The sequence below is a fragment of the Gemmatimonadota bacterium genome (assembly GCA_040882465.1).
GTDB lineage: Bacteria > Gemmatimonadota > Gemmatimonadetes > Longimicrobiales > Gaopeijiaceae > JBBEBG01.
Window position 1 is genome coordinate 22918 of sequence record JBBEBG010000035.1, and the last position, 21813, is coordinate 44730.

General features: G+C 65.8%; 20 protein-coding genes. 9 read left to right on the forward strand and 11 right to left on the reverse strand.

All coding sequences use genetic code 11. The features are described from left to right. Positions 1 to 30 precede the first annotated feature (30 nt). From WEG36_12660 to WEG36_12675, 4 genes are all read left to right on the forward strand, one after another. Positions 31 to 1158, forward strand: a complete 1128-nt coding sequence (locus tag WEG36_12660) for an efflux RND transporter periplasmic adaptor subunit (protein MEX1258461.1) — start codon at positions 31 to 33, stop codon at positions 1156 to 1158. Beyond that, positions 1155 to 4757: an efflux RND transporter permease subunit gene (locus WEG36_12665; protein ID MEX1258462.1), complete on the forward strand. Its 3603-nt coding sequence runs from the start codon at positions 1155 to 1157 to the stop codon at positions 4755 to 4757. The genes WEG36_12660 and WEG36_12665 overlap by 4 nt, the downstream gene beginning before the upstream one ends. A 133-nt stretch (positions 4758 to 4890) precedes the next feature. After that, entirely contained in the window at positions 4891 to 6378 is a 1488-nt protein-coding gene (locus WEG36_12670; GenBank protein MEX1258463.1) for a hypothetical protein, read from the forward strand. A gap of 142 nt (positions 6379 to 6520) precedes the next feature. Then, positions 6521 to 7909 carry a hypothetical protein gene (locus WEG36_12675; protein ID MEX1258464.1) on the forward strand — a complete coding sequence of 463 codons (1389 nt, stop codon included), beginning with the start codon at positions 6521 to 6523 and terminating at the stop codon, positions 7907 to 7909. Between the two features lie 60 nt (positions 7910 to 7969). Here WEG36_12675 and WEG36_12680 read toward each other — a convergent pair whose 3' ends face one another. Continuing rightward, positions 7970 to 8353, reverse strand: coding sequence for a VOC family protein (locus WEG36_12680; GenBank protein MEX1258465.1), 384 nt, complete (start codon positions 8351 to 8353; stop codon positions 7970 to 7972). A 148-nt stretch (positions 8354 to 8501) separates the two neighbouring features. On the opposite strand from WEG36_12680, the gene WEG36_12685 reads away from it, so the two are divergent. Genes WEG36_12685 through WEG36_12695 form a run of 3 tightly spaced genes read left to right on the forward strand, consistent with a single transcriptional unit; the run spans position 8502 to position 11350 of the window. After that, positions 8502 to 9878, forward strand: a complete 1377-nt coding sequence (locus WEG36_12685; GenBank protein ID MEX1258466.1) for a potassium transporter TrkG — start codon at positions 8502 to 8504, stop codon at positions 9876 to 9878. Between the two features lie 15 nt (positions 9879 to 9893). Beyond that, positions 9894 to 10550, forward strand: coding sequence for a TrkA family potassium uptake protein (locus tag WEG36_12690; GenBank protein MEX1258467.1), 657 nt, complete (start codon positions 9894 to 9896; stop codon positions 10548 to 10550). Continuing rightward, the gene (locus WEG36_12695) at positions 10547 to 11350 is read left to right on the forward strand and encodes a glutaminyl-peptide cyclotransferase (protein MEX1258468.1); all 804 of its coding nucleotides are present in this window, start codon (positions 10547 to 10549) and stop codon (positions 11348 to 11350) included. Before WEG36_12690 ends, WEG36_12695 begins: the two co-directional genes overlap by 4 nt. Before the next feature lie 22 nt (positions 11351 to 11372). On the opposite strand, the gene WEG36_12700 is transcribed toward WEG36_12695, so the two are convergent. After that, positions 11373 to 12296, reverse strand: coding sequence for a DUF4159 domain-containing protein (locus tag WEG36_12700; protein ID MEX1258469.1), 924 nt, complete (start codon positions 12294 to 12296; stop codon positions 11373 to 11375). An 86-nt stretch (positions 12297 to 12382) separates the two neighbouring features. After that, positions 12383 to 13336, reverse strand: a complete 954-nt coding sequence (gene hemQ / locus WEG36_12705; GenBank protein ID MEX1258470.1) for a hydrogen peroxide-dependent heme synthase — start codon at positions 13334 to 13336, stop codon at positions 12383 to 12385. An 80-nt stretch (positions 13337 to 13416) separates the two neighbouring features. Between hemQ and WEG36_12710 the strand changes: the two genes are divergently transcribed. Next, positions 13417 to 13851: a RidA family protein gene (locus WEG36_12710; GenBank protein MEX1258471.1), complete on the forward strand. Its 435-nt coding sequence runs from the start codon at positions 13417 to 13419 to the stop codon at positions 13849 to 13851. A 37-nt stretch (positions 13852 to 13888) separates the two neighbouring features. On the opposite strand, the gene WEG36_12715 is transcribed toward WEG36_12710, so the two are convergent. The 4 genes from WEG36_12715 to WEG36_12730 all read right to left on the reverse strand — a co-directional run bounded on the left by WEG36_12715 (position 13889) and on the right by WEG36_12730 (position 18230). Beyond that, a complete protein-coding gene (locus tag WEG36_12715) occupies positions 13889 to 14827 on the reverse strand; it encodes a matrixin family metalloprotease (protein MEX1258472.1) in 939 nt (312 codons plus the stop codon). A 117-nt stretch (positions 14828 to 14944) separates the two neighbouring features. Then, positions 14945 to 16114 (reverse strand): AI-2E family transporter, encoded by a 1170-nt coding sequence (locus tag WEG36_12720; protein MEX1258473.1) that lies wholly within the window; start codon positions 16112 to 16114, stop codon positions 14945 to 14947. A 171-nt stretch (positions 16115 to 16285) separates the two neighbouring features. Continuing rightward, positions 16286 to 17326: an ABC transporter permease gene (locus WEG36_12725; GenBank protein ID MEX1258474.1), complete on the reverse strand. Its 1041-nt coding sequence runs from the start codon at positions 17324 to 17326 to the stop codon at positions 16286 to 16288. Then, positions 17319 to 18230, reverse strand: a complete 912-nt coding sequence (locus WEG36_12730) for an ABC transporter ATP-binding protein (GenBank protein MEX1258475.1) — start codon at positions 18228 to 18230, stop codon at positions 17319 to 17321. Before WEG36_12730 ends, WEG36_12725 begins: the two co-directional genes overlap by 8 nt. Before the next feature lie 329 nt (positions 18231 to 18559). Here WEG36_12730 and WEG36_12735 point away from each other — a divergent pair, with 329 nt between their 5' ends. Further along, a complete protein-coding gene (locus WEG36_12735; protein MEX1258476.1) occupies positions 18560 to 19084 on the forward strand; it encodes a VOC family protein in 525 nt (174 codons plus the stop codon). Positions 19085 to 19106: 22 nt separating this feature from the next. On the opposite strand, the gene WEG36_12740 is transcribed toward WEG36_12735, so the two are convergent. The 4 genes from WEG36_12740 to WEG36_12755 are packed head-to-tail and all read right to left on the reverse strand — an operon-like array spanning position 19107 to position 21803. After that, complete coding sequence (locus WEG36_12740) at positions 19107 to 19715, reverse strand: nucleotidyltransferase family protein (protein ID MEX1258477.1); 609 nt, start codon at positions 19713 to 19715, stop codon at positions 19107 to 19109. A 41-nt stretch (positions 19716 to 19756) separates the two neighbouring features. Beyond that, entirely contained in the window at positions 19757 to 20743 is a 987-nt protein-coding gene (locus WEG36_12745; GenBank protein ID MEX1258478.1) for a molybdopterin-binding protein, read from the reverse strand. Next, positions 20740 to 21495 carry an XdhC/CoxI family protein gene (locus WEG36_12750; protein ID MEX1258479.1) on the reverse strand — a complete coding sequence of 252 codons (756 nt, stop codon included), beginning with the start codon at positions 21493 to 21495 and terminating at the stop codon, positions 20740 to 20742. Before WEG36_12750 ends, WEG36_12745 begins: the two co-directional genes overlap by 4 nt. Further along, entirely contained in the window at positions 21489 to 21803 is a 315-nt protein-coding gene (locus WEG36_12755; GenBank protein MEX1258480.1) for an XdhC family protein, read from the reverse strand. Before WEG36_12755 ends, WEG36_12750 begins: the two co-directional genes overlap by 7 nt. Positions 21804 to 21813 lie beyond the last annotated feature (10 nt).

A 21813-nucleotide genomic window follows, 5' to 3' on the forward strand; every position in this document is an offset into this window, starting at 1 on the left:
ACCACATAAGCGATGAGAGCTTCGAAATCCATGTTTAGACGCTGGAAGAAGGCCCAGAGCCCGGAACGGGCGGCGGGGATGCGTGCGGTCACGATTCTAGTGCTGGGGGCGGCGCTTTCGGCCTGCGGTGATGCGGAAGCGGGAAGCCAGGCGGGCGCGGACGCCTTCCAGCGCGTCGTGAATGTGGAGGTGCTCCCTATCGAGGCCCGCTCCTTCGAGGAGACGATCCGCATCGCCGGGACGGTGCAAGCGAACGTGGACGTCATGATTTCCGCGGAGGAGCCCGGTGTCGTGCGGGAGACTTTCGCGGAGAGGGGTGCCATCGTTCGGTCGGGAGATGCAATCCTCCAGGTGGACGACCGGATCCTCCGCTCTCAGGTCGCGGAGGCCGAGGCACGAGCCAATCTCGCCCGGGAAACGTGGGAGCGCCGGCGCCGTCTCTTCGAGGAGGACGGGGTGGGGTCGGAGCTCGCCTACCTCGAGGCGAGGTATCAAGCCGACCAGGCCGACGCGGTCCTGGCCTCCCTGCGGGAGCGCCTCGACCGGACGCTGATTCTCGCGCCGATCGCCGGAGTGTTGGAGGCACGGCCCGTAGAGGTAGGAACGATGGTGGGGATCGGCACCCCGGTCGCGCGCATCGTCCAGGTGGACCCCATCAAGGTTCTGGCCGGCGTGCCGGAACGCTTCGCCGGGCTCGTGGGGCCGGCCTCGCGCGCGACCGTGACCTTCGATGCCCTCGGGCCAGAGGTCCACGAGGCGCGCGTACGGTATATCGGCGCGACTGTGAACCCCAGCAACCGCACCTTCGAGGTCGAGCTCAGCATTCCGAATCAGGAACGATCCATCAAGCCCGAGATGGTGGCGAATGTCAACGTGGTCCTGCGGGAGCGCGAAGGCGCCATCGTCATTCCCCAGGAGTCGGTCGTGCGGGTCGAGGAGGGGTTCGTGGCCTTCGTCGTGAGGGATGAGGGAGAGGCCTCGATTGCCGAGGTTCGCCCAATCCGGCTCGGCGCGACCCAGAGGAACGAGGTCGTGGTCGAAGAGGGGCTCGCGGTGGGAGAGCGACTCATCGTTCTGGGACAGAACCAGGTGGCGAACGGTGACCATGTCCAGGTCGTGCGAACGCGCGAGACCACCGTAACGGGAGGTGGCTCATGACGGAGGGGCGCGAGGGATATGTGGGTCCGAACGACCCGTCGCGAGCCAACCTCGCCTACCTCGAGGGCGTGCGCGTGAAAATTCCGGAAGACGATCCGACTTTTCTCGCGCAGTACAAGGAGCTCAAGCTGACGTCGTTTGCGGTCGGGCACCGCACCATGGTCGTCATGCTTTTCCTCATCCTCTCCTTCGCGGGGCTCGTTTCTTATTCGACGATTCCCAAAGAAGCGGCCCCCGAAGTCACGATGCCGATGGTGGCGGTGAACACCATGTATCCGGGCGTGTCGCCCGCGGACATCGAGACGCTCGTGACCCGCCCTCTGGAAGAAGAGCTGAACACGATGTCCGACGTGGAGGAGATGATCTCCACTTCGGTCGAGGGCTACTCCTCCATCTCCGTCGAGTTCTCGGTCGGGACGGATCTGAATGAGGCCCTGCAGAAGGTCCGGGAGAAGGTGGATCTCGCGCGTCCGGACCTCCCCTCCGACGCGGAAGAGCCGAGCATCCTGGAGTTTAATTCGTCCGAATTCCCGATCATGCAGGTCAACATCGCCGGCGATTATGGGCTGGTGCGCCTCAAGGAGATCGGCGAGGACCTTCAGGACCGGATCGAGCAGATCCCCGAGGTACAGAGAGTGGACCTGCGGGGCGGGCTCGAACGCGAGGTCAAGGTGGAGGTCAACCTCATTCGCCTGAAGTACTACGGGCTCGCGATGAGCGACGTCGTGGACGCGATCCGCGACGAAAATGTGAACATCCCGGGTGGTTCAATCGAAGTCGGTCCGGTCAACTACCTCGTCCGCGTAGACGGGGAGTTCGTAGATCCCACCGTCATTCAAGATCTCGTCGTGGGGACCTTCGACAGCCGTCCCGTCTACGTGCGCGACGTCGCGGCGGTGGAATTCGGGTTCTCGGATCGCACCAGCCACGCCCGCCTGAACGGCAGCCCGGTGGTCACCCTGGACGTGATCAAGCGCGCCGGGGACAACATCATTGACGCCGCGGAGTCGGTGAAGGCGATTCTGGCGGAGCTTGAGCCGACCTTCCCGCCCGCGACACAGGTCTCCATCACCGGGGATCAGTCGCGTGACATCTACATGATGGTGAGCAGCCTCGAGAACAACATCATCTCCGGGCTGATCCTCATCCTCGCCGTCCTTCTCTTCTTCCTCGGCGTGAGGACGGCCGCCTTCGTGGCGGTCGCGATTCCGACCTCCATGCTGATTTCCTTCGTGATCCTGGGGCTTCTGGGGATCACGATGAACATGGTCGTGCTCTTTTCGCTGATCCTCGCGCTCGGCATGCTCGTGGACAACGCGATCGTCGTGGTGGAGAACATTTACCGGTACGTGGGCGAGGGGTGGAGTCCCCCGATGGCCGCGAAAAAGGCCACGGGAGAAGTCGCCGTCCCCGTCATCGCATCCACCCTGACGACGCTCGCGGCGTTCGCGCCTCTCGCCTTCTGGCCGGGGATGGTCGGGGAGTTCATGGGGTACCTTCCGATCACGCTCATCATCACCCTCTCGAGTTCGCTCTTCGTGGCGCTCGTCGTGGTGCCGACCTTCTGCGCCATGATGCTCCGCCCGTTGGATGCGCCTCCCCGGCCGCTCACGCGCACGACTCGTTGGACGCTGGTCGGGGTCACTGTCCTGGTGCTGCTCGTGGTGGGGGCCAGCAACCCGCTCACGGCCCTCCTCTTCGCCCTGACGGGGGTCGGCCTGTACCTCCTCCACCGCTTCGTGTTCGACCGGTTGGGCCGGATTTTTCAGACGCGCGGCCTAGCCGCGCTCATGCGACGCTACGAGCGGTCGCTGCGCTGGTCGCTCGACCACAGGGGAGCGGTGCTCGGGATCGTCGGCGTCGTTTTCGTGGGGAGCTTCGGGCTCTTCACGGTCTTCAACAACGGCGTCGAATTTTTCCCCGAGGACATTCCTCCGATCCAGCTTTTTGTGGACATGGAGGCACCGACCGGTACACGAGTGTCCTTTAGCGACGATGTGGCGCGGCGGATCGAGGCTGAGGTTCGTGAGCTCCCGGGATACCAAGACGTCGAGTCAGCGGTCGCGACGGTCGGCGGCACCGGGGGCGGAGCCGACATGTTCGGAGTGGGAGGCCCCACCGCGGAGCATCAGGCGCGGGTGAGCTTCTCGATGATCAGCTTCGAAGACCGGGAATTCGACACCTTCGACTTCCTCGCGCATCTCCAGGAAGACCTGGGGAAGGAGATCCCTGGGGTCGAGATCAGCGCGAACCCGATGGCGCAAGGACCGCCCGCGGGGCCTCCGGTGAACATCGAGGTCGTTGGAGCCGACCCAGCGGTCCTGAAGCGGCTTTCTGACGAGATCCTGACGGTCCTCCGAAATTCCCCCGTGGCGGAGCGCCTCGTCGGGCTCGAAAGTGATTTGAACGACGCGCGGCCGGAGCTCTTCATCTCGGTGGATCGGGAGCTCGCCTCCCTCTATGGACTCTCCACGATCGAGGTGGGGAACGCGGTTCGCGGAGCGATCCAGGGGGTGGAGGCGGCGAAGTACCGGACCGGAAACGACGAGTACGACATCGTCGTCCGGCTCGCGGAGGAGGATCGGCAGGAGCTTTCTTCGCTCGAGGAATTCGTGGTCGTCGCGGACGGCGGCGCCCAGGTGCCGCTTCTGTCGGTGGCGACCTGGGAGGTGGGGGAGGGGCTCGGGTCCATCCGGAGGAAGGACATGGATCGCCTTGCCACGATTTCGGCGAACGTGCGGTCCGGCTACAACCAGAACGCGATGCTTGCCGAAGTGCAGGCGGAGCTGGTGCCATTCGTGGCCCAGCTTCCACCTGGATACCAGCTTCGTTACACGGGGCAGCTCGAAGAGCAGATGGAGGCGCAGGAGTTCCTAACGCTGGCGTTTGGCATCGCGCTCATGCTGATCGCGTTTATCCTGATCAGCCAGTTCAACTCGGTGGTAAAGCCATTGATCATACTGACTTCGGTCATCATGTCCACGGTCGGGGTTCTCTGGGGACTCATGGTCTTCAACATGCCTTTCGTGGTCATCATGACCGGCGTTGGGATCATCTCCCTCGCCGGAATCGTGGTGAACAACGCGATCGTGTTGATCGATTACATCGACATCCTGCGGAGTCGAGACGGGATGAACCGGCGGGAAGCGCTGGTCCAGGGGGGGATGACGAGGCTTCGCCCCGTGCTCCTGACGGCCGTGACCACGGCCCTCGGGCTCGTGCCGCTCGCGATCGGGCTCAACTTCGACTTCTTCGGCCTCTACGCGAGCCTCAACCCGGACCTCTATTGGGGCGGGGAGCAGGCCGCGTGGTGGGGCTCGATGGCCATCGCCGTGATCGTGGGGATTATGGTGGCGACCGCGCTCACGCTCATCGTCGTTCCGGTGATGTATTCCCTGGTGGACGATCTGGCGGCCTTCTTCCGGAGGCACTACGTGGGAGAGCCCGCGATGGCGGTCGCGGGGGGGAGCACTCCGAGCGCCCAGCCGCGCCTGGAGCCCGTGGATTCGCGTCCGCAGCCGGTTCCCTTGCCAGAAGCTGAGCCCGCGATGGTGCGGAAGGGCTTCCGCCCGGGCGACCTTGCCGCGGATCACAGTTGAGGCCCCGGGGGGGCTTCCCTCCGCGGCCAAACGCCGTAACACTTTAGGGGCTTCAGGTGTCTTAGGCTATCGAGGTTCGGCCGGGGATCGGCCGGGGAGGTTTCAGGATCCACCACGGGCGCGGAGCGAGTTGATGACAGGGTCGAGAACGCGGCAGGGAGAGAGGACCATCCGACTCCCGGGTCGCTTCGGCATTGCGGCCACTGCGCTCGGACTCCTGGCCGCGGCTTTCGTCGTGCCGGCGTCCGGTTCTGCGCAGCTCACCTCGGCGGCGGCGGGCGCCGCCATGCCTCGGATCGCGCCCCGCGTATTCCTGGAGTGCGAAGCACCAGTTCCCTGCAATCAGGGGCTCCTCCGCGGCGACGTCGGCTGGGTGGAGTGGCTCGAGGTCCCGGAGGGGGCGGATGTCCTGGTCACGATCCGCGGAGCGAGCCCGACCGAGGGGACTTCGGGCCAGAGATTCGTTCTCGACTTCGCCGGCGCCGGGACGATGGAGCGCCTCACGGACCAACTGACCTACGCGGTTTCCACTCCCGAGGACGCCTCGGAGACTACCGCAGGACTCGCGCGTCTCATCGCCATGGGACTCGTCCGGTACGGCGTCGAAGCGGGGCTCGGCACCGACATGGCCCTCGCGGTTTCGCCGCGCCTCGTCGCGGCCACTGCGGGATCCGCCGCGGACACCGGGGGCGCTTCGGGCACGCCGGCCGCCGTCGCGTACGACCCCTGGAACTACTGGGTCTTCCGGGTGGGGCTATCCGGCAACGTCAACATCGAGGAAAATCGCGAGATCATTCAGTTGAATCCGAGCTTCGGGGCCGACCGGGTGACGGACAACTGGAAGCTCAATTTCAATATGAACTTCAACCTGAATCGTGATACGCGGACAATTCCCGCGACGAGCACCTCCCCGGCTCGCGAAATCAATAACGACCGCGACAACTGGGGGATCAGCACGCTCGTGGTGAAGAGCATCAGCGGCCATGTCTCCACCGGCATTGACATCGGGGCGGGAAATTCGATCCAGAACAACCAGCAGGCGCGAATCACCGTCGCTCCCGGGATCGAGTGGAATTATTACCCGTATGCCGAGCAGAACCGACGGCAGCTGATCGCGCACTATGCGGTGGGTGCGCAATACAACAACTATGCGGATACCACGATCCTGGGCGTGGCCCGAGAGACGGTCCCGCTCCACAAGGTCGGGGTCCAGTACCGCGCTTCGGAAGATTGGGGGAATGCGGGGATCAGCCTGAACGCCGCCCAGTACCTGCATCAGGGTGGCCTCTACAGCTTCGGGGCCAGCGGAAATCTCCAGTTCCGCATCATTCGCGGCCTGGATCTGAATTTGAACGCCTCCGGCGGGAAGATCGCGGATCAGATCTATCTCCCCGCCTCGGCGCTTTCGGAAGAGGATGTCCTCCTGGGGAGGGCGGCTCTCCCGACGGGCTACGACTTCCAGTTCTCGGTCGGCCTCAATTACCGCTGGGGGTCGAGCTTCTCGACCATCGTCAACTCGCGAATGCAGAGCATGGGCGGGGGTGGGGGCGGCGGTTTTGGAGGAGGACCGCCGGGCGGCGGTGGTGGTGGAGGCGGTCGTGGAGGCGGTCCGCCGCGCTGACCGACGTCCAACTCCCCTTTATGGGGGAACGCGACCCAATGAAGCGGGATGTGTTGAAAGGGAAGGTGGCGGAGGGCGCAGGAAGGGAACTGACGAGACGGATTCACGATAGATGCGGATCAGACGAAGAGGAGCGGTGAGCATGGTATCTCGGCCCACAATGGACCGATGGGGACGCCCCGCGCGCGAAGCCGCGCGGGGGAGTGCCCTGACTCTCCTATTTGTCGCTTTGGCCTCGGCTCTCCTTCCCGCGGAAGGGACGGCTCAGGTAAGCGCCGACGTGCTCGCGAACCCGCAAGCGGCCCTCCGCGTCTTCCTCGATTGCCAGGGACAGGTGCCTTGTGACCGAAACCACTTCCGCACCGAGATCCAGTGGATCAACTGGATGAACGACCGGGAGGACGCGGACGTTCACATGATCATCACGAGCGAGGCGGTGGGCGGCGGCGGGCGCCGCTTCAACCTCGATTTCATCGGTCGTGAGGCGATGGAGCACTTGACCGACGCGCTCACCTATACTTCCAGTGGCACCGACGTCCAAATCGAGACCCTGGACGGAATCACCCAGGCCATGCGCCTCGGTCTGATGCGGTACGCCGTCGAAGCGGGGCTGGGCGCCGAATTCGAGGTCAACTTCGACCGCACGCTGGCTTCGACGAGCGGAGCGGGGGACGCCGCATCCGGCACTCCCGAAGCGCCCGCCTTCTACGATCCGTGGAACTACTGGACCTTCCGCGCGGGGCTCCAGGGGAACATGTCCGTCGAGGAGCTCCGGAAGGGATATCGCTTCAACCCCTCTTTCGGCGCGGACCGAGTGACCGAAAACTGGAAGTTCAATTTCTTCGCGAACCTGAATCTGAACCGCGAAACGACGACCTTCCCGGCGACTGCGACATCGCCCGAGCGTGACGTCGTGAACAATCGCGACGGATGGAACGCCAACACGACGCTCGTGCGGAGCATCAACGCGCACACCTCGATGGGAGCGACCTTTGGCGGGGGAAGCTCGACGCAGAACAATCGGAAAGTTCGCGTGACGGTCACCCCCGCGATCGAGTGGAACTACTATCCCTACGTCGAGGCGAACCGGCGGCAGCTGATCGCGCACTACAGCGCGGGCGTGCAGTATAACAGCTACGAGGAGGAGACCGTCTTTGGCGTGACGCAGGAGACGATCCCCCTCCACCGGATCGGGGTCCAGTATCGCGCCGTGGAAGGTTGGGGGAACGCGGGCATCAGCCTGGATGCCTCGCAGTACCTGCACGAGGGCGGGCTCTACAGCGTCGGGGCGAGCGGGAACATCTCCTTCAGGCTGATCCGGGGGCTCGAGCTCTCCTTTTCGGCCTCGGGCCAGAAGATCGAGGACCAGATCCACATCCAGAAAGCGGACTTCAACGAAGAAGATGTCCTCCTCGGAAACATTTCGCTTCCGACGAGCTACAACTACCAGGCTTCCATCGGGTTGAACTACCGCTGGGGCTCGAGCTTCTCGAACATCGTGAACACTCGCTTCCCGCAGTCGGCGCGCTGAGCGCGCCGGCAGGTCGGGTGGAAAAAGTAGGGAGGCGCCGCGGGGTCCGCGGCGCCTTGTTCATTTCAGGGAATGCAGAGCGATGCGATTTCCCTCGGAATCCCTGAACACCGCCATGAATCCCACGTCTTCCGAGATCTGCTTTCGCGGCACGAGGACTTCGCCACCCGCCGCCTCGACCCGCCCGAGCTCGTTGCGAAGGTCTCCCGTCGGGGATGTGAAGTAGACGAGGACTCCGTCCTCCGAGGGATGGTAGAATGCCTCGTGGCGTACCAGGGACCCGGCCGCGCCGGGGCCAGATCCGGTCGGGAACCAGGCCATGTCGAGCATCCCCATCGTGTGGCGGCCTAACTCGATCCCCAGGACCGCTTGGTAAAAGGCGATCGCCCGGTCCATCTCCGACACGGGGATCTCGAACCAGCCGACGAGGTTTTCCGTCTTCATCACTCCTCCCTGGAAACCGCGCCGCGATTTCGCCATCCTCCATGGCGCTTCGGTCGATCCCAATATGGGCTCCGGGGAAACTAGGAGCCATGGGGGGCGGTTCGGTTCCTGAGGCGGACACGGGTGGGCGAGGGAAGGTGCATCGACCATGAGTCGAACGAGGCTGCCGTTTTGGCGGCGTATGTCGCCGCCCCGGTTGCTGGCGGTCTCATTTCTCGGCCTCATCGCCGTGGGCACGATCGGCCTCGGCGCCGTCCCCGCCTTTTACGTGGGTGGCGTTCCCCTCTCCTGGGTGGACGCCCTTTTTACGGCGACGAGCGCGGTCTGCGTGACCGGCCTCATCGTGGTGGACACGGCGACCCACTTCACGCGGCTCGGCCAAGGATTTCTCCTCCTGCTGATCCAGCTCGGCGGCCTCGGGATGATCACGATCACGACGCTGATCATCCTGACCCTGGGACGGAGAATTTCGCTTCGGGTTGCTTCCGTTGCCGCCCAGATGACGGGCCCGGTGCCGGAAGTCGAGCTCAGAATCCTCGTACGCCGCATCGTCGTCCTCACCCTCGGGCTCGAAGCGGTGGGAGCGCTCGTCCTCTTCGGCTCCTTCCAAGGTGTGTTCCCGATGGGCGAAGCGGCGTGGCATGCCCTCTTCCACGCCGTCAGCGCCTTTTGCAACGCCGGGTTTTCGACCTTTTCCGACTCCCTGGTCGGCTGGACCCGGAGTGAACCGGTCCTCTGGACGGTGATGGCGCTCGTCACCCTGGGCGGGATCGGATTTCTCACGATCGAGGAGGTCGGCGCGTCGTTCCGGCGGAGGAAAGAAAAGGGAGGAACGCGCCTCTCCCTCCATTCCCGCATCGTACTCGCGGGCTCCGCCCTTCTCCTCGTGGCCGGATGGGTGACCTACGCGGCCTTCGAATGGGGCGGCGTCCTCGCGGAGATGACCGGAGCGGACAAGCTTCAGAACGCCCTGTTCATGAGCGTGACGGCGCGGACGGCGGGATTCAATACGGTGGCCTATGCCGACGCCTCTCCCGCGACCAATTTCCTGACCATCCTCCTGATGTCGGTCGGGGGTTCGCCCGGCTCCACCGCGGGCGGACTCAAGACCACGACCTTTTTCCTGATTGGCTTGTTGGCCTGGTCCCGTTTTCGCGGACGGACCCATGTCTCGGCCTGGTCCCGCACCGTTCCCGAAGAGACCGTACAAAGGGCGGTCGGAGTGTGTGTCCTCGCGTTCGGGACGATCTCCCTCGCGATCTTCCTCTACGTCGCGTTCGGGTCGGTTGGGGGCGGGACGGACCCATTTCTGTCTCTGATGTTCGAAGCCGTCAGCGCGTTTAATACGGTCGGACTCTCGATGGGGATGACCACCGGGCTCGACACCGCGTCCCGGATTCTCACTTCAATCCTCATGTTCGTCGGTCGGATCGGGCCGCTATCTTTCGCGGCGGCGCTCGCTGTGAAGGCGCAGGCCGCCACTCACTCCTACCACTTTGCCCGGGAAGACGTCTCGATCGGGTGAGGACGTGCGAACCTGATGAAGCGGATCGTGGTCATCGGACTCGGAAACTTCGGATCGGCGGTCGCGGAGGCGCTCGCTGGAAAGGGTCACGACGTGATTGCCGTGGACCACTCCCAGGAGGCCGTGGATCGGATCGCGTCGCGTGTGGCGCGCGCGGTCGTGGCCGACGGAACGAATCTCTCGGTCCTCGCCGAAGTGGGGTGCGCGAAGGCAGACGCGGGGGTCATCAGCACCGGAGACGACATTACAGCCTCGATACTCGCGACCCTCTCCCTTCGTGACCTCGAGGTCGCGAATATCTATGTGAAAGTGATTTCGACACCCCATGCCCGCGTGATCGAAAAGATCGGCGCCACGGAGACCGTATTTCCTGAACGCGATTCGGGAATTCGCCTTGCCGAGAGCATTTCGACCACGTCGATCCTGAACTACGTCGCTCTCGGCCCCGGCTTCTCCTTTCAGGAGATGGCGGTCCCCGAGGCCTGGATCGGGCGGACGCTCCGGGACCTGGACCTTCGCCAGTCGAAACGCGTGACGATCGTGGCGCTCCACGACTTCCTCAGAAACGAGGTCGTGACAGCGCCGAACCCCGACGCCCCGCTGAAGGAGAGCGACACCCTGTTCGTGGTCGGCTCCAGGAATGCCCTCGAGGCGCTCGGCGAGATCCAGTGACGCGACTTTCCCTCCCCATGAAGACGCGCGCCCGGCTCGGCCCGATTTCCCTTCGTGCTTTGTTCCTGGCCCTGAGCCTCGCGGCATGTGGGGGAGGACAACTTCCCCGGGAACGCCCCGAGGTCCTGCGCATCCTCCCCCACGACGCCGGGGCTTACACGCAGGGGCTCATCTACCACGAGGGGCGTCTCTTCGAGAGCACTGGCCAATACGGATCCTCCACACTTCGCGAAGTCGCCCTCGAGAGTGGAGAGATCCTGCGCTCCGTCGAACTTCCGGAGGAGTACTTCGCCGAAGGGCTCGAGCGGATGGGAGATCGCCTCGTCCAGCTGACCTGGAAGGAGGGGATCGCGCTGGTCTACGACCTCGAATCGTTCGAGGAAGCCGGCAGTTTCGAATACGAGGGAGAGGGGTGGGGACTCTGTTTCGACGGAGAGTCCCTCTTCATGACGACCGGGGGATCCTTTCTCTACCGCCGCGACCCGGAAACTTTCGCCGTTCTCGAAAGCATGCAGATCACGCAAGGAGGGAGTGCACTCTTCCAGGTGAATGAGCTCGCCTGCGTGGGCGACCACGTCTATGGAAACGTGTACCTCACGGATCGGATCGTCCGAATCGACAAGCAAACCGGGCGGGTCGTCGCCGAGGTGGACGGGAGCTCCCTTGTGCCGCCGGGCGGTCGCCCGCGCGCTGTGGACGCGGTCCTGAACGGGATTGCCTACGATGGCGCGTCCGGAGTTTTTTACCTTACGGGGAAGCTCTGGCCGGTGGTCTTCGAAGTTCGGTTCGTCCCGGAGTGAGGCGGGGGTCTCCGGCGGCGCGTCAGTGCGTCATGGCATACAGGATGAAGTTCATCCCCATCTGGAGGGCGTAGTTCGAGCGGTCCCACGGGTAGTCCGGCTGCTCGGCCCACTCCCATGCGTCGCCCAGGTCGCTGTTCCAGGCGATCGCGACCATGAGCCGTCCAGTATCGTCGAAGATCCCGCGCATGTGAGGGACGCACCCACTGCACTCGGCGTATTGCCCGGCCCGCGCGTTTCCGATCGAGGGGACCTGGAGCACTTCGCTCACCGGATAAACGATTCGGAAGACCAGGTGGTCCATCGGGAGCTCGACGATCTTGTGCTCGGGGAAGACCTTTCGCATCTCCCTCTCGAAGTTCTGCCACTCGTAGGGCCCCCAGAAGTCGTCCGCGAGGAGGAATCCGCCTTGAAGCAGATAACTCCGGAGCCCTTCTACTTCGGGCGGCGTCATCCCCATGTATCCAACTTCCACCATGTAGAGAAAGGGGAAGCGGCGGAGCGAGGGATTGTCGAGGAGTATGGGGTTCTCGCACGAATAAGCGTCGATCGGGAGGACCCGCTCCACCACGATCATGAACTGGCGGTCGGCCTTTTCGTAGTCCGTCGCCCAGGAGCTTCCGCGGTAGCTGTAGGGATCGCTCGAATATGCGCCACGGGTGAAATAGAAGGAGTGGCGGATCTCCGACACGGTACGGTTGGCCGCGAACGGGGGGCAACGATCCACCCCGAAGACCTGAGGAATCCCGGCCGACTCGGCGTAGGGAGGGCGGGACGGGCGCGGCGTGATCGAGGGGGGAAGGGAACCCACCCCGACAGAAACTCCGGTTTCGGCGGAGCCGCCGGACGCCTCACCCTCGGAGGGAGTCCTGAAGTTCCCCGTGGCGACGATCGCCGCGGTGCCGGCGGACGCCATCAATACGACGACAGCACGAATCCAGGTCATGGTTTCGAAATATACACATGGGGCGCCGTCCGTGGGGCCGGTGCCGCATCCTTCGGGGGCCCGGGAGGGCCCCGCCTACCGCGCGTTCACCCCACGAGCTCCCTGGCGATCCGCTCCGCCAGTACTCGGTACCCGATCCAGAAACTCCCGAATTCGGCGTAGATCGCGCTGACCTCGTCGTAACGCATCTCGGTGACCAGCGCTTTCAGGTCGAGAGGATCGCAGGCGAAAAGTGTCACGGCCCACTCCCAGTCGTCCATTCCGACCGATCCCGAGATGATCTGGGAGATCCGTCCGGCATAACGCCGGCCCGTGTTCCCATGTTCGACCATGAGCGACGCGCGCTCCGTGAGGGGGAGCATGTACCAGTTCTGCCCCACGTTGCGGCGCTTGTCCATCGGGTAGAAGCAGACGTAGGGCATCTCTTCCGGCTGGGTGGGGCGTAGGCGGGCCTGCACGTGCCGCTTCTCGCGCTCCTCGGCGAGGTGCTTTTCCACGACGGCCTGCCACTCCTCCGACCCGGGAGCGATTCCCGCGGCCGCGGCTTCCCGGAGAAGAGTGTCCGTCAGCCCGTACAGCCCGAGCTCCACGACGGAGACGTAGTCTCCGGTCGGCTCGAAATGGCGGAGAAAGGGTGTGCGCGCGAGGTCCCGTTCCGCCTCTCCCAGCGCCCTGAGAGAGTCGCGGAAGTGGACGATCATATAGTCCGTGCCGCCACCAACGATTCGGTAGAGCCCGGACCACCCCCGGTCGCCCAGATTGTCCCACATCGTCAGGATTCCGGCGAAGGCGTCCGCTTCGGCCGCGAGCTCCGTGGCGTCGGGGGCTCCCGACTCGGCGAGCGAGTCGGGGTCAAGGCGAAAAAATTGGTGGAGGACGAACCAGCCGTCCAAGACGAGGGGCGCGAGAATCTGATGGGCCATCGAAACGTGTCCGCTCATCGCCCGAAGGGCGGCGCTCCGGGTCAGAGGTTCGGCCTGAGGGGTCGCCGTGAACCCTCCGCCGTCGGGGAAGCTCTCTCCGGAGAGCGCCCCTGGCAACCCGTCTCCGGTCCCCCGGTTCCTCGGCGGGACGCCGTTCTCCGGTCTTTCGTCGCGGCCTTCGGCGAAGTGGAGGCGGCATGACCGGGGGGGGAGATGCGGCGGGAGGAGCGAATCGCCGCACCTTCGAATCCGGCGCTCCGTGGGAGGCACGGGTCGGTTATTCGCGCGCCGTTCGGGTGGGGTCCTTCATCTGGGTCTCGGGGACGACCGCCACCGACGGAGACGGCTCGATCGTAGGCGCAGGAAACCCCTACGCGCAGGCGAAACAAGCGCTCACGAACATCGAGAGGGCCCTCGCGCAGGTCGCGGCATCCCTCGCGGACGTCGTCCGCACGAGAATCTACCTGACCGATATCTCCCGGTGGGAGGAGGTCGGACGGGCGCATGTCGAGGTTTTCGGGACGATTCGGCCCGCGGCCACCATGGTCGAGGTGAGCCGCCTCATCGCCCCGGAGATTCTCGTCGAGATCGAGGTGGACGCAGTGGTGTCGGCGAGTTCGATCTCCCGCTGACTCGGTCGAAGTGCGGGGCCCGGATGGTGATTCCGACTCAGAGTTCCGGGCAGAGCGCCCTAAATTGCGCGATGTCTTCCTCATGCAGACGCGGCCTTCCCTCGCCTCGCTCGACCGTGGCGGCCGCATGCATGAGAGCACCGGGTTCTTCGGAGTGCTCGAGCCCGATCGCATGTCCGAGAACGTGTGCCAGGACGCGGTGGAGGTGGTTCCGGTCTTCGAAGTGGAAGACGTCGATCTCCCGGGCGGCGTTCGAAAAGAACCCCCCACGCGACCGGCGATACTCGGCGGACTCCACCACCCCGGCCGGAAGCTCCGCGTCGAGGGCGATGCGGGCCTCGTTGAGCGCGGTGATCTGCGCGTTGAGCTCGTCGGCCTCGCGGTTGACCTCGCCCACCACCCGATTGACCGCCTCCAGCTCGGCGTCCACGACGCGCCTGAGCTCCGCGATCTCCTCTTCCATCGCACGTAACCGTTCGAACTCCGCCGGCGGGGCACCTCCGGCACGGTTCCAATACTCGACCGTGCGATTGTGGCTTTCCTGACGTTCTTGGAAGTCGAGCGCCCGCCGCCCGTGCGCCGTGCGGCGCCGGTCGAGCTCCATGCGGCTTGCTTCGAGAGCCGAGGTCCCCTCCTCGACCGCCCGCGCTCTCTCATCGATCTCCGCGCTGCTGCTGCGCCGCTCGAGCGCCGTCTCCATTCTTTCGTCGAAGACGAAGCGAATGGGGATTCCTTCCGAGGATTCCTGGAAAAGGAGAGGAAGGCCGGTCCCGTCGCCCCACACCATGCCGGCCTGGCGCACCGCGTCCGCGGCTTCGAGCTCGCTCAGGCCAAAGCGTGGATCCACCGCCTCGATTCGCCAGCGGAGAGGCGCCTCACAGTCCAGGCTCGGCGCGGGCGCTTCCGCGGGGCCAGCGAGCGGCAACAGACCCAAGCCCCCGAAGAACAAGGGGAAGGTGAGCGTTCTTGCGTTCATAAGCCTATCGGGAAGCGGGACCCGCGCCGTTCCATCGTGCGAAGGACAATCGAATTGTCGTGAAGCACTCCTGCGCGCGCAATTCCACGGTCACTATCTGAACGGGGGAATGCCCGGTCAGCCGTCGCCCCCACTCCCCTCATCGCCTCCGTCTCCAGGCGGCGGAATGGGCGTCTCGGCTGCGGCGAGAGGAGCGGGCGCCCCGACCTCCGGCAGCCATCGGCTGAACGTTTCTCCGTATATGTGCCACACGGTCACGAAGAGGGCCGCCACGATGGGGCCGACGATGAACCCGAGGACGCCGAAGAAAAGGATCCCGCCGAGCGTGCTGAGCAGAATCAAGAGGTCGGACATCTTTGCGTCCCGACCGATCAGAAGGGGGCGAAGGAAGTTGTCCACGGAGCTCACCACGACCACGCACCAGGAAAGCAGGAGGACTCCGGCCAGGGCCTCTCCGCGGAGAAACAGATACAGGACTGCCGGCACCCATACGAGCCCCGAGCCGATCGCCGGAATGATCGAAAGGACAACCATGACCGTTCCCCAGAAAGCGGCCCCCGGCACACCGGCGGCCCAGAAGGCGAGGCCGGCCAGCCCCCCTTGAATCACGCCGATGAGGAGAGAGCCCTTCAGGGTCGCCCGCGTCACCGAGACGAAGCGCTCGAGGAGGCTGTTTTCCTCCTCTGGCCGGAGCGGGATGTAGTAAAGGATCGTGCGGAGGATCTCGGGGCCGTCCTTGAGAAAGAAATAGAGGGAGTAAAGCACGATGAAAGTCTGGAGGAGGAAATTCGCCGTTCCCCTCGTGGCCGCCGCGAAGGCGCCCATGAGGACCGGTCCGGTTCGTCCCGCGAGCTCGCGGAATTGCTCGACCAGTACTTCTCCCTCGGGGATGAGGGGCCCCATCAAGGGGAGGCGCTCGAGGAACCCGCGCACCTGCTCCAGCCGGCCCGACTGGCCTTCCAGCCAGGCGCCCGCGCCCTGGCTGACCTGCACGGCTTCGTTCGCGACGAGGGCGAAAAAGCCGGCCAGAGGGACTCCGACGAGGAGAAGGAGGACGAGAATGACGATGACGGCCGCGAGCCTGCGGCGGTCCCCGAGATGTCTCAGAAGCCACGCGTAGAGGGGCGACGAAACGCCCGCGATTACCGCGGCGAGGAAGACCGAAAGGAGAAAGTTGCGGATGACCAGTAGGAAGAGGATCGAGATCCCGACCACCAGGAGGAGCAGGAAAGCCTGCCGGAATCGCACGGCCCCAGGGGTCGGATCCTTTGCGGCGGGTTCATTCATCGGTGCTCGAGGACGTCCTGGAGTGATCGTCCACGGGGCAAAGGCGGGAGATCGCCTTTAAGGGTTGCCTCATGCGTTCTGGAGGGAGGGCTCCGGTCGGTGGGTGGACGGGGCGTGAAGTGCCGTCAAAAAGTAGTCGTCCCGTACGGCCTGCGATACCTCGGCCGTGCTCTATTGCCAGCGGAAGAGGCGCAGGGCCGCGAGGAAGGCTGCCACGGTCCAAAAGACGATGACGCCCAGCTCGGGGAGAACGGTGAGCAGCCCGCTTCCATCGTTGTAGACCGCGCGAAGTGCGTCGTTCACGGCGGTGAGCGGAAGGGCACGGATGAGAAGCTGTGCGGTGTCGGGGAAACGCTCGACGGAAAAAAAGACACCGGAAAGGATGAGCATCGGCATCATGATGACGTTGATGATCCCGCTGACCCCCTCCGAGGTCCGGGCTCGAGAGGCGGCGAGGAGGCCGAGCCCCGAGAAGCAGGTGGCTCCGAGGATCACGATTAGGACGACCGATCCGAGTGCGCCTTCGATCGGGACGCCGAAGGCGAGCCAGGCGAAGATCATGATCACCGGCACTTCGCCGAGGAGGAAGACGTAGCGTGCGAGGATCTGCGCGAGGAGGAAATCGCTCCTCCGCATGGGCGTCGCGACGAGGCGGCGGAGGACTCGGGTTTCGCGAACCTGTGTCGTATAAAAGCCGACGCTCCAGAGCCCGGTCCCCATCAAGTTGAAGCCGATGAGACCCGGGATCAGCCAGTCAATGTACCGCTGGCCCCGCGCCAGCACTTCCTCTTCCCGGATGGCGAGGGGACGAGTCGCCCCCGCCGCCTCCTGGAACGCGGCCTCGGTGAGGGCGCGGGCCGCACGCGCTTCCGGGCGGGTCGGATCGTACCGGAAGATCAGGGTCCCGCCCGCGATCCCTTCCGCGACCAGGGCGACCTCACCTCGGCGGAGCGCTTCCCCGCTCCCGCCTGCGTCCAGAAGGACGGGCTCGAGCTCGGGGTTCGCGGCCAACGCGGCCACATACGCTTCGGCGGCAGATCCCCGCTCTACGCCGATCCGGAATCGCTCCGGCGAGCGGTCGGCGAAGGCGACTCCGATTCCGAGGGCGAGGAGGACGGGAAAAAAGAAGACCCAGAACAGGACCTCCGGCTCCCGGAACATCACCCGCACCCGGGTGAGGACGAGCTCCTTCAGGGCGACGGGATCAGTCATCGCGGAGTTGGCGTCCCGTCAACGTCAAGAAGACATCGTCCAGAGTGGCGCGGTGTGTGTTGAGGGAGGCGAGCTCGGCCCCGCGCGCGGCCAGGAGCTCGAGGAGAGCCGGGACCGCTCGATGGGACTCGTTGACGGTGAGAAAGAGCTGGCTCCCATGGACGACCACGCGCCGGACCGAAGGGAGCATCTCGAGCGCTTCGACCTCGAGGGGCATCGTCGTCTCGAACTCGATCGTGTGCTCTCCGGCGAGCTGGTTGATGAGCTCCGCGGGGGCGCCCTGGACGAGAATTCGCCCATGGTCCATGATCGCGACGCGGTCCGCCAGCCGCTCGGCTTCGTCCATGAAATGGGTGGTCAGGAGGATCGTGCCTCCTTCCTCCTGGAATCGCTCGCAAATGTCCCAGAGGCTGCGACGGGACTGCGGGTCGAGTCCCGTGGTGGGCTCGTCGAGAAAGAGGATATCCGGAGATCCCGCCAGGGCGCAGGCGACCGACAGCCTCTGGCGTTGGCCGCCCGAGAGGTCACGCACGAAGGCCCGGCGCTTTTCCTCGAGCTGGACGCGCCCGAGGAGCTCGTCCACGGTCGGCCCGGTCGGATAAAAGGCGCGGAAGAGGCGAACGACCTCCTCCACCCGCTGCTTTCCGGTGAGACGCGTCTCCTGGAGCTGGATGCCCAGGCGCGGGCGGATCCGGACCGCGTCGGAGCGCCAGGACATTCCCAGGACCTCGACCTCCCCTCCGTCGGGCTCGGTGAGCCCTTCGAGGATTTCGATCGTCGTCGTTTTGCCGGCGCCGTTTGGGCCGAGGAGTCCGAAACACTCACCGCGCCGGATCGTAAGGTCGAGCCCACGCACCGCAATGACCTCCCCGTACCGCTTCTGGAGGTTTCGCGCGACGATCACGGTTCCCGCGTCCCCTGTCGCGGGTGCAACGGGGCGCCTATGCGCCTCGAAGGCGCGGGAGGCTTGTGGGCTCGGCAATGGGTTTCCGATCTGCAATGACGGGCGCCCTGACCGGGCGGCGCAAGGTCTGATTTCGGCGGGCCAGAAAGCGGGGAGGACCGGCCGCACCAGACTACCGGAGACGCGGCTCAGGCGTCAACATGAGTGGCCGCGGCCACGCTCCCGTCCCAATCTAGTGTAACGGGCGCGGGGGGTCCCCTTACTCTCGCGACAACCTCGCAAGGAGTTCGTCGCGGGGGTTCGTCAAGCCAGATCATCCGGAGGAACACATGGACGGGACGATCGATCGGCTCGTTGGGCTCTACGAAGGGGGAAAAGTGTCGCGAAGGGACCTCGTGCGGTCGCTCGCCGCTCTGGCGCTCGGGCTCCCGCTACGCGGCTCGGCGCAGACGGCCCAGCCGCCGATTCCGGTCGTCTCGCTGAATCATGTGACCTGCTTTGCTTCCGACATTCCCCGCACGGTGGCCTTCTACCAGGAGCTCTTCGGGATGCCGGTCCTGAGCGATCAGGGAACGGGGATCAATCTCCGCGCGGGATCCGACACGACGTTCGTCGGGATCTACGGCGCGGGGGCGGGGGAGCCGCGCATTGACCACCTCTGCCTCGGCGTCCAGGGATTCGACGTGGACCGCATCATGGGGATTCTCCAGGCGCGAGGAATCCAGGCCAATGTGCGGATGCGCGACGGATCGGTCCCGGAGATCTACATGACCGATCCGGATGGCCTCCGCATCCAGCTCCAGGATCCCACCTACTGTGGTGGATCCGGACCGCTGGGCAACGCCTGCGCCTGACCCGAGACGGCGGGGAGAGGGGCTACTCCGTTTCGAGGAGGCGCAGGTAGTCCTCCTCCGTGTCCACCTCGATCGGAGGAGGGGAGGGGAGCGCGATCGTCGCAACCCGCTCGGGATGCATCGCGATCCAGGCGCGCGCGCCCACGTCGCCCGAGTCCGCGCCGAGCTCCTGCCAGACGGACTGTTCGAGGACCACGGGGTGCCCGGGGACTCCCGCATAGGCTGTGCGGACGACCGGCGCTCCCGAGCGCTTGTGCTCCTCGAGCACCATGCGAAGGACCTCCGCGCCGATTCCCGGCTGGTCCCCCAGGAGGATGACGGCGGAAGACCATCCGTCCCCGGCCGAGGCGAGCCCTGCGCGAAGAGACGCCCCCTGTCCGGAGGCGTAGTCCGGGTTCAGGACAGCGCGGGCGTTGGACGGGAAGGTGAGCGCGGATTGGATCTCATCCGCCGCGTGTCCGAGGACCACGATCACTTCCGGGAGAAGGGGAGCGGCCAGGTCGAGAGTGTGCTGGAGGAGCGGTTTTCCCCGGTAGGGAAGGAGCTGCTTCGGGCGCCCCATACGGGAGGAGGAGCCGGCCGCGAGGATGATCCCGACGGTGCGGCGCCCCGCGGATGCCCTTTTGGTCACGACCTCGGCGTCCCGCCGTTCATGGCCGCCCTTCCCCGCGTTCACCGCTTTCGCGGGTCAGAAAGGAGGCCCCCATGGCCCAGCGCCTGGAGGTCGCTTCGCGTGAGCTTTTCGCCGGCGAGGAGGCGAGGGAGCACCGCGTGGAAACCGTCCGGCGACGGGCTCCGGACGCATCCGGGGGCGCCCACGACCGGGATCCCCTCGAGGTCGGCGAGAAGAAGGAGGTGGCCGGGGTCCATCGCGAGGCCGAGGTGCTCGACACGTCCCCCCGCCCGCCGGATGCCGCGCGGAATCAGGTCGCCGGCGTCCATGATGGCCGTCTCCCCCGCGACCACCACGACCCGCGCACCGCCGGACACCTGCCTTCGAAGAACTTCGGCGAGGGCGACCTCGTCCATCGGGGCAAAGGCGGGAGGCGTCGTGGCGCACCCGAGCGCCTCCACCCGTCCGCGAATCGCTTCCCCGAGACCTGACTCCAAATTCCCCCACGCCCCGCGGCTTCCGACGAGGACGATGCCGACCTCCTGCGGAGCGATCGGGCGGACCGAGACGATGGGGCTCGCTCCCGCGAGCGCTTCGGCCCGAGCCACCGCCTCCCAGGGGACGGCGTACGGGATGATCTTGATGGTAGCGACCCGATCGCCCGGCCGGACCACCGAATGGGTCGCGAGCGTCGCGACGGTGAACCCCTCGATCTGGTTCAAGCGGGAGAGGGCGTCGGCGTCAACCCGCAGGACCCCGAGCGCGTCGGCGTGCACGTTCACCCGTCCGGCGTGCGCGGGAGCGGCGCTCACCCCCGGTCCCAACATGACGGAGGCCACCGTCGCCGCGGCCCGGTCCTCGTGTACGTCGTCCGCCTGGAGCGCCGCGACGTAAACCGAAGCCTGACCGAGGTCGCGAAGAGTCGCGACGACCGCGTCGTCCACCTCTTGCCCCTTCCGCAGGACGCGCCGGCCGTCCGGATCGGTCATGTTGTGCGCCAGGATCTTCCCGCGCGCCTCCTCGACCGGGACGGGGCCGAACTTCATCGGGGACCCCCCGCACCGTCCGCGGCCCACGCGCCATTTCGGACGGCGACGATCTCGGCCATCGTCGCGAGCGCGATCTCCTGAGGGGTGCGGGCCCCGATTTCCAGTCCAATGGGCGCATGGATCCGCCCGATCTCTTCGTCCGAGAGCCCGGCTTCCCGCAGCGCCTTCATCCGGCGTGCGTGCGTGCGCTTGGAGCCGAGGGCGCCGACATAGGGAGCGGGGCTCCGCAGCGCGGCGACCAGCGCGGGATTGTCGAGCTTCGCGTCGTGTGTGATCACGACCACATAACTGAACTCGTCGAGCTGGAGCTGGGGGAGGACCTCGCTCGGCCACCCCAGGATGAGCTCGTCCACGTCGGGAAAGCGCTCCGGCGTCGCGAAGCGTCCCCGTGCATCCGAGACCACCACGCGAAACCCCATCTCGCGAGCGAGGCGGCCGAGGGTGATCGCGATGTGGACGGCACCGACGATCACGAGCCGGGGAGGAGGGAGGTGGACCTCGATGAAGACGCGGACGGGTCCCGCTTCGAAAACTTCCGACGCGCCCTCGCGGAGGAGTGCGGCCGTACGTTCGCGGACGCTCCGGTCCAGCGCCTCGTCCCCGAGGGTGCCGCCAAGGATCCCGCTCCGGTCCAGGAGCATCCGCGCGCCGGTTGCGCCAGGCCCCTCGATGACGGTGGCGAGCGCCGCGGGTTTTCCCTCGCGAACCTTTTCGACGAACTCTCCGAAGAGCTCGCCGGAGGTCACCACTCGAGCGGCTCCACGAAGACCTCGATGGTGCCACCGCAGGAGAGTCCCACGGCCCACGCCTCCTCGTCGGCAACGCCGAACTTGAGGAGCTTGGGCGCGCGCGTCTTCAGCACCTCGAGTGCGGCTTCGGACACCGCGCCCTCCACGCAACCGCCGCTCACCGACCCCACCATCTTCTCCGAAGCGGTGACGGCCATCTTGGCGCCGACGGGGCGGGGAGAGGATCCGACGGTCCGGACCACCGTGGCGAGCGCGATCTCTTCGCCCGCCGCCTTCCAGGCCTCCAGGGTCGGGAGAATGTCGTTCACGGGGTCCCCA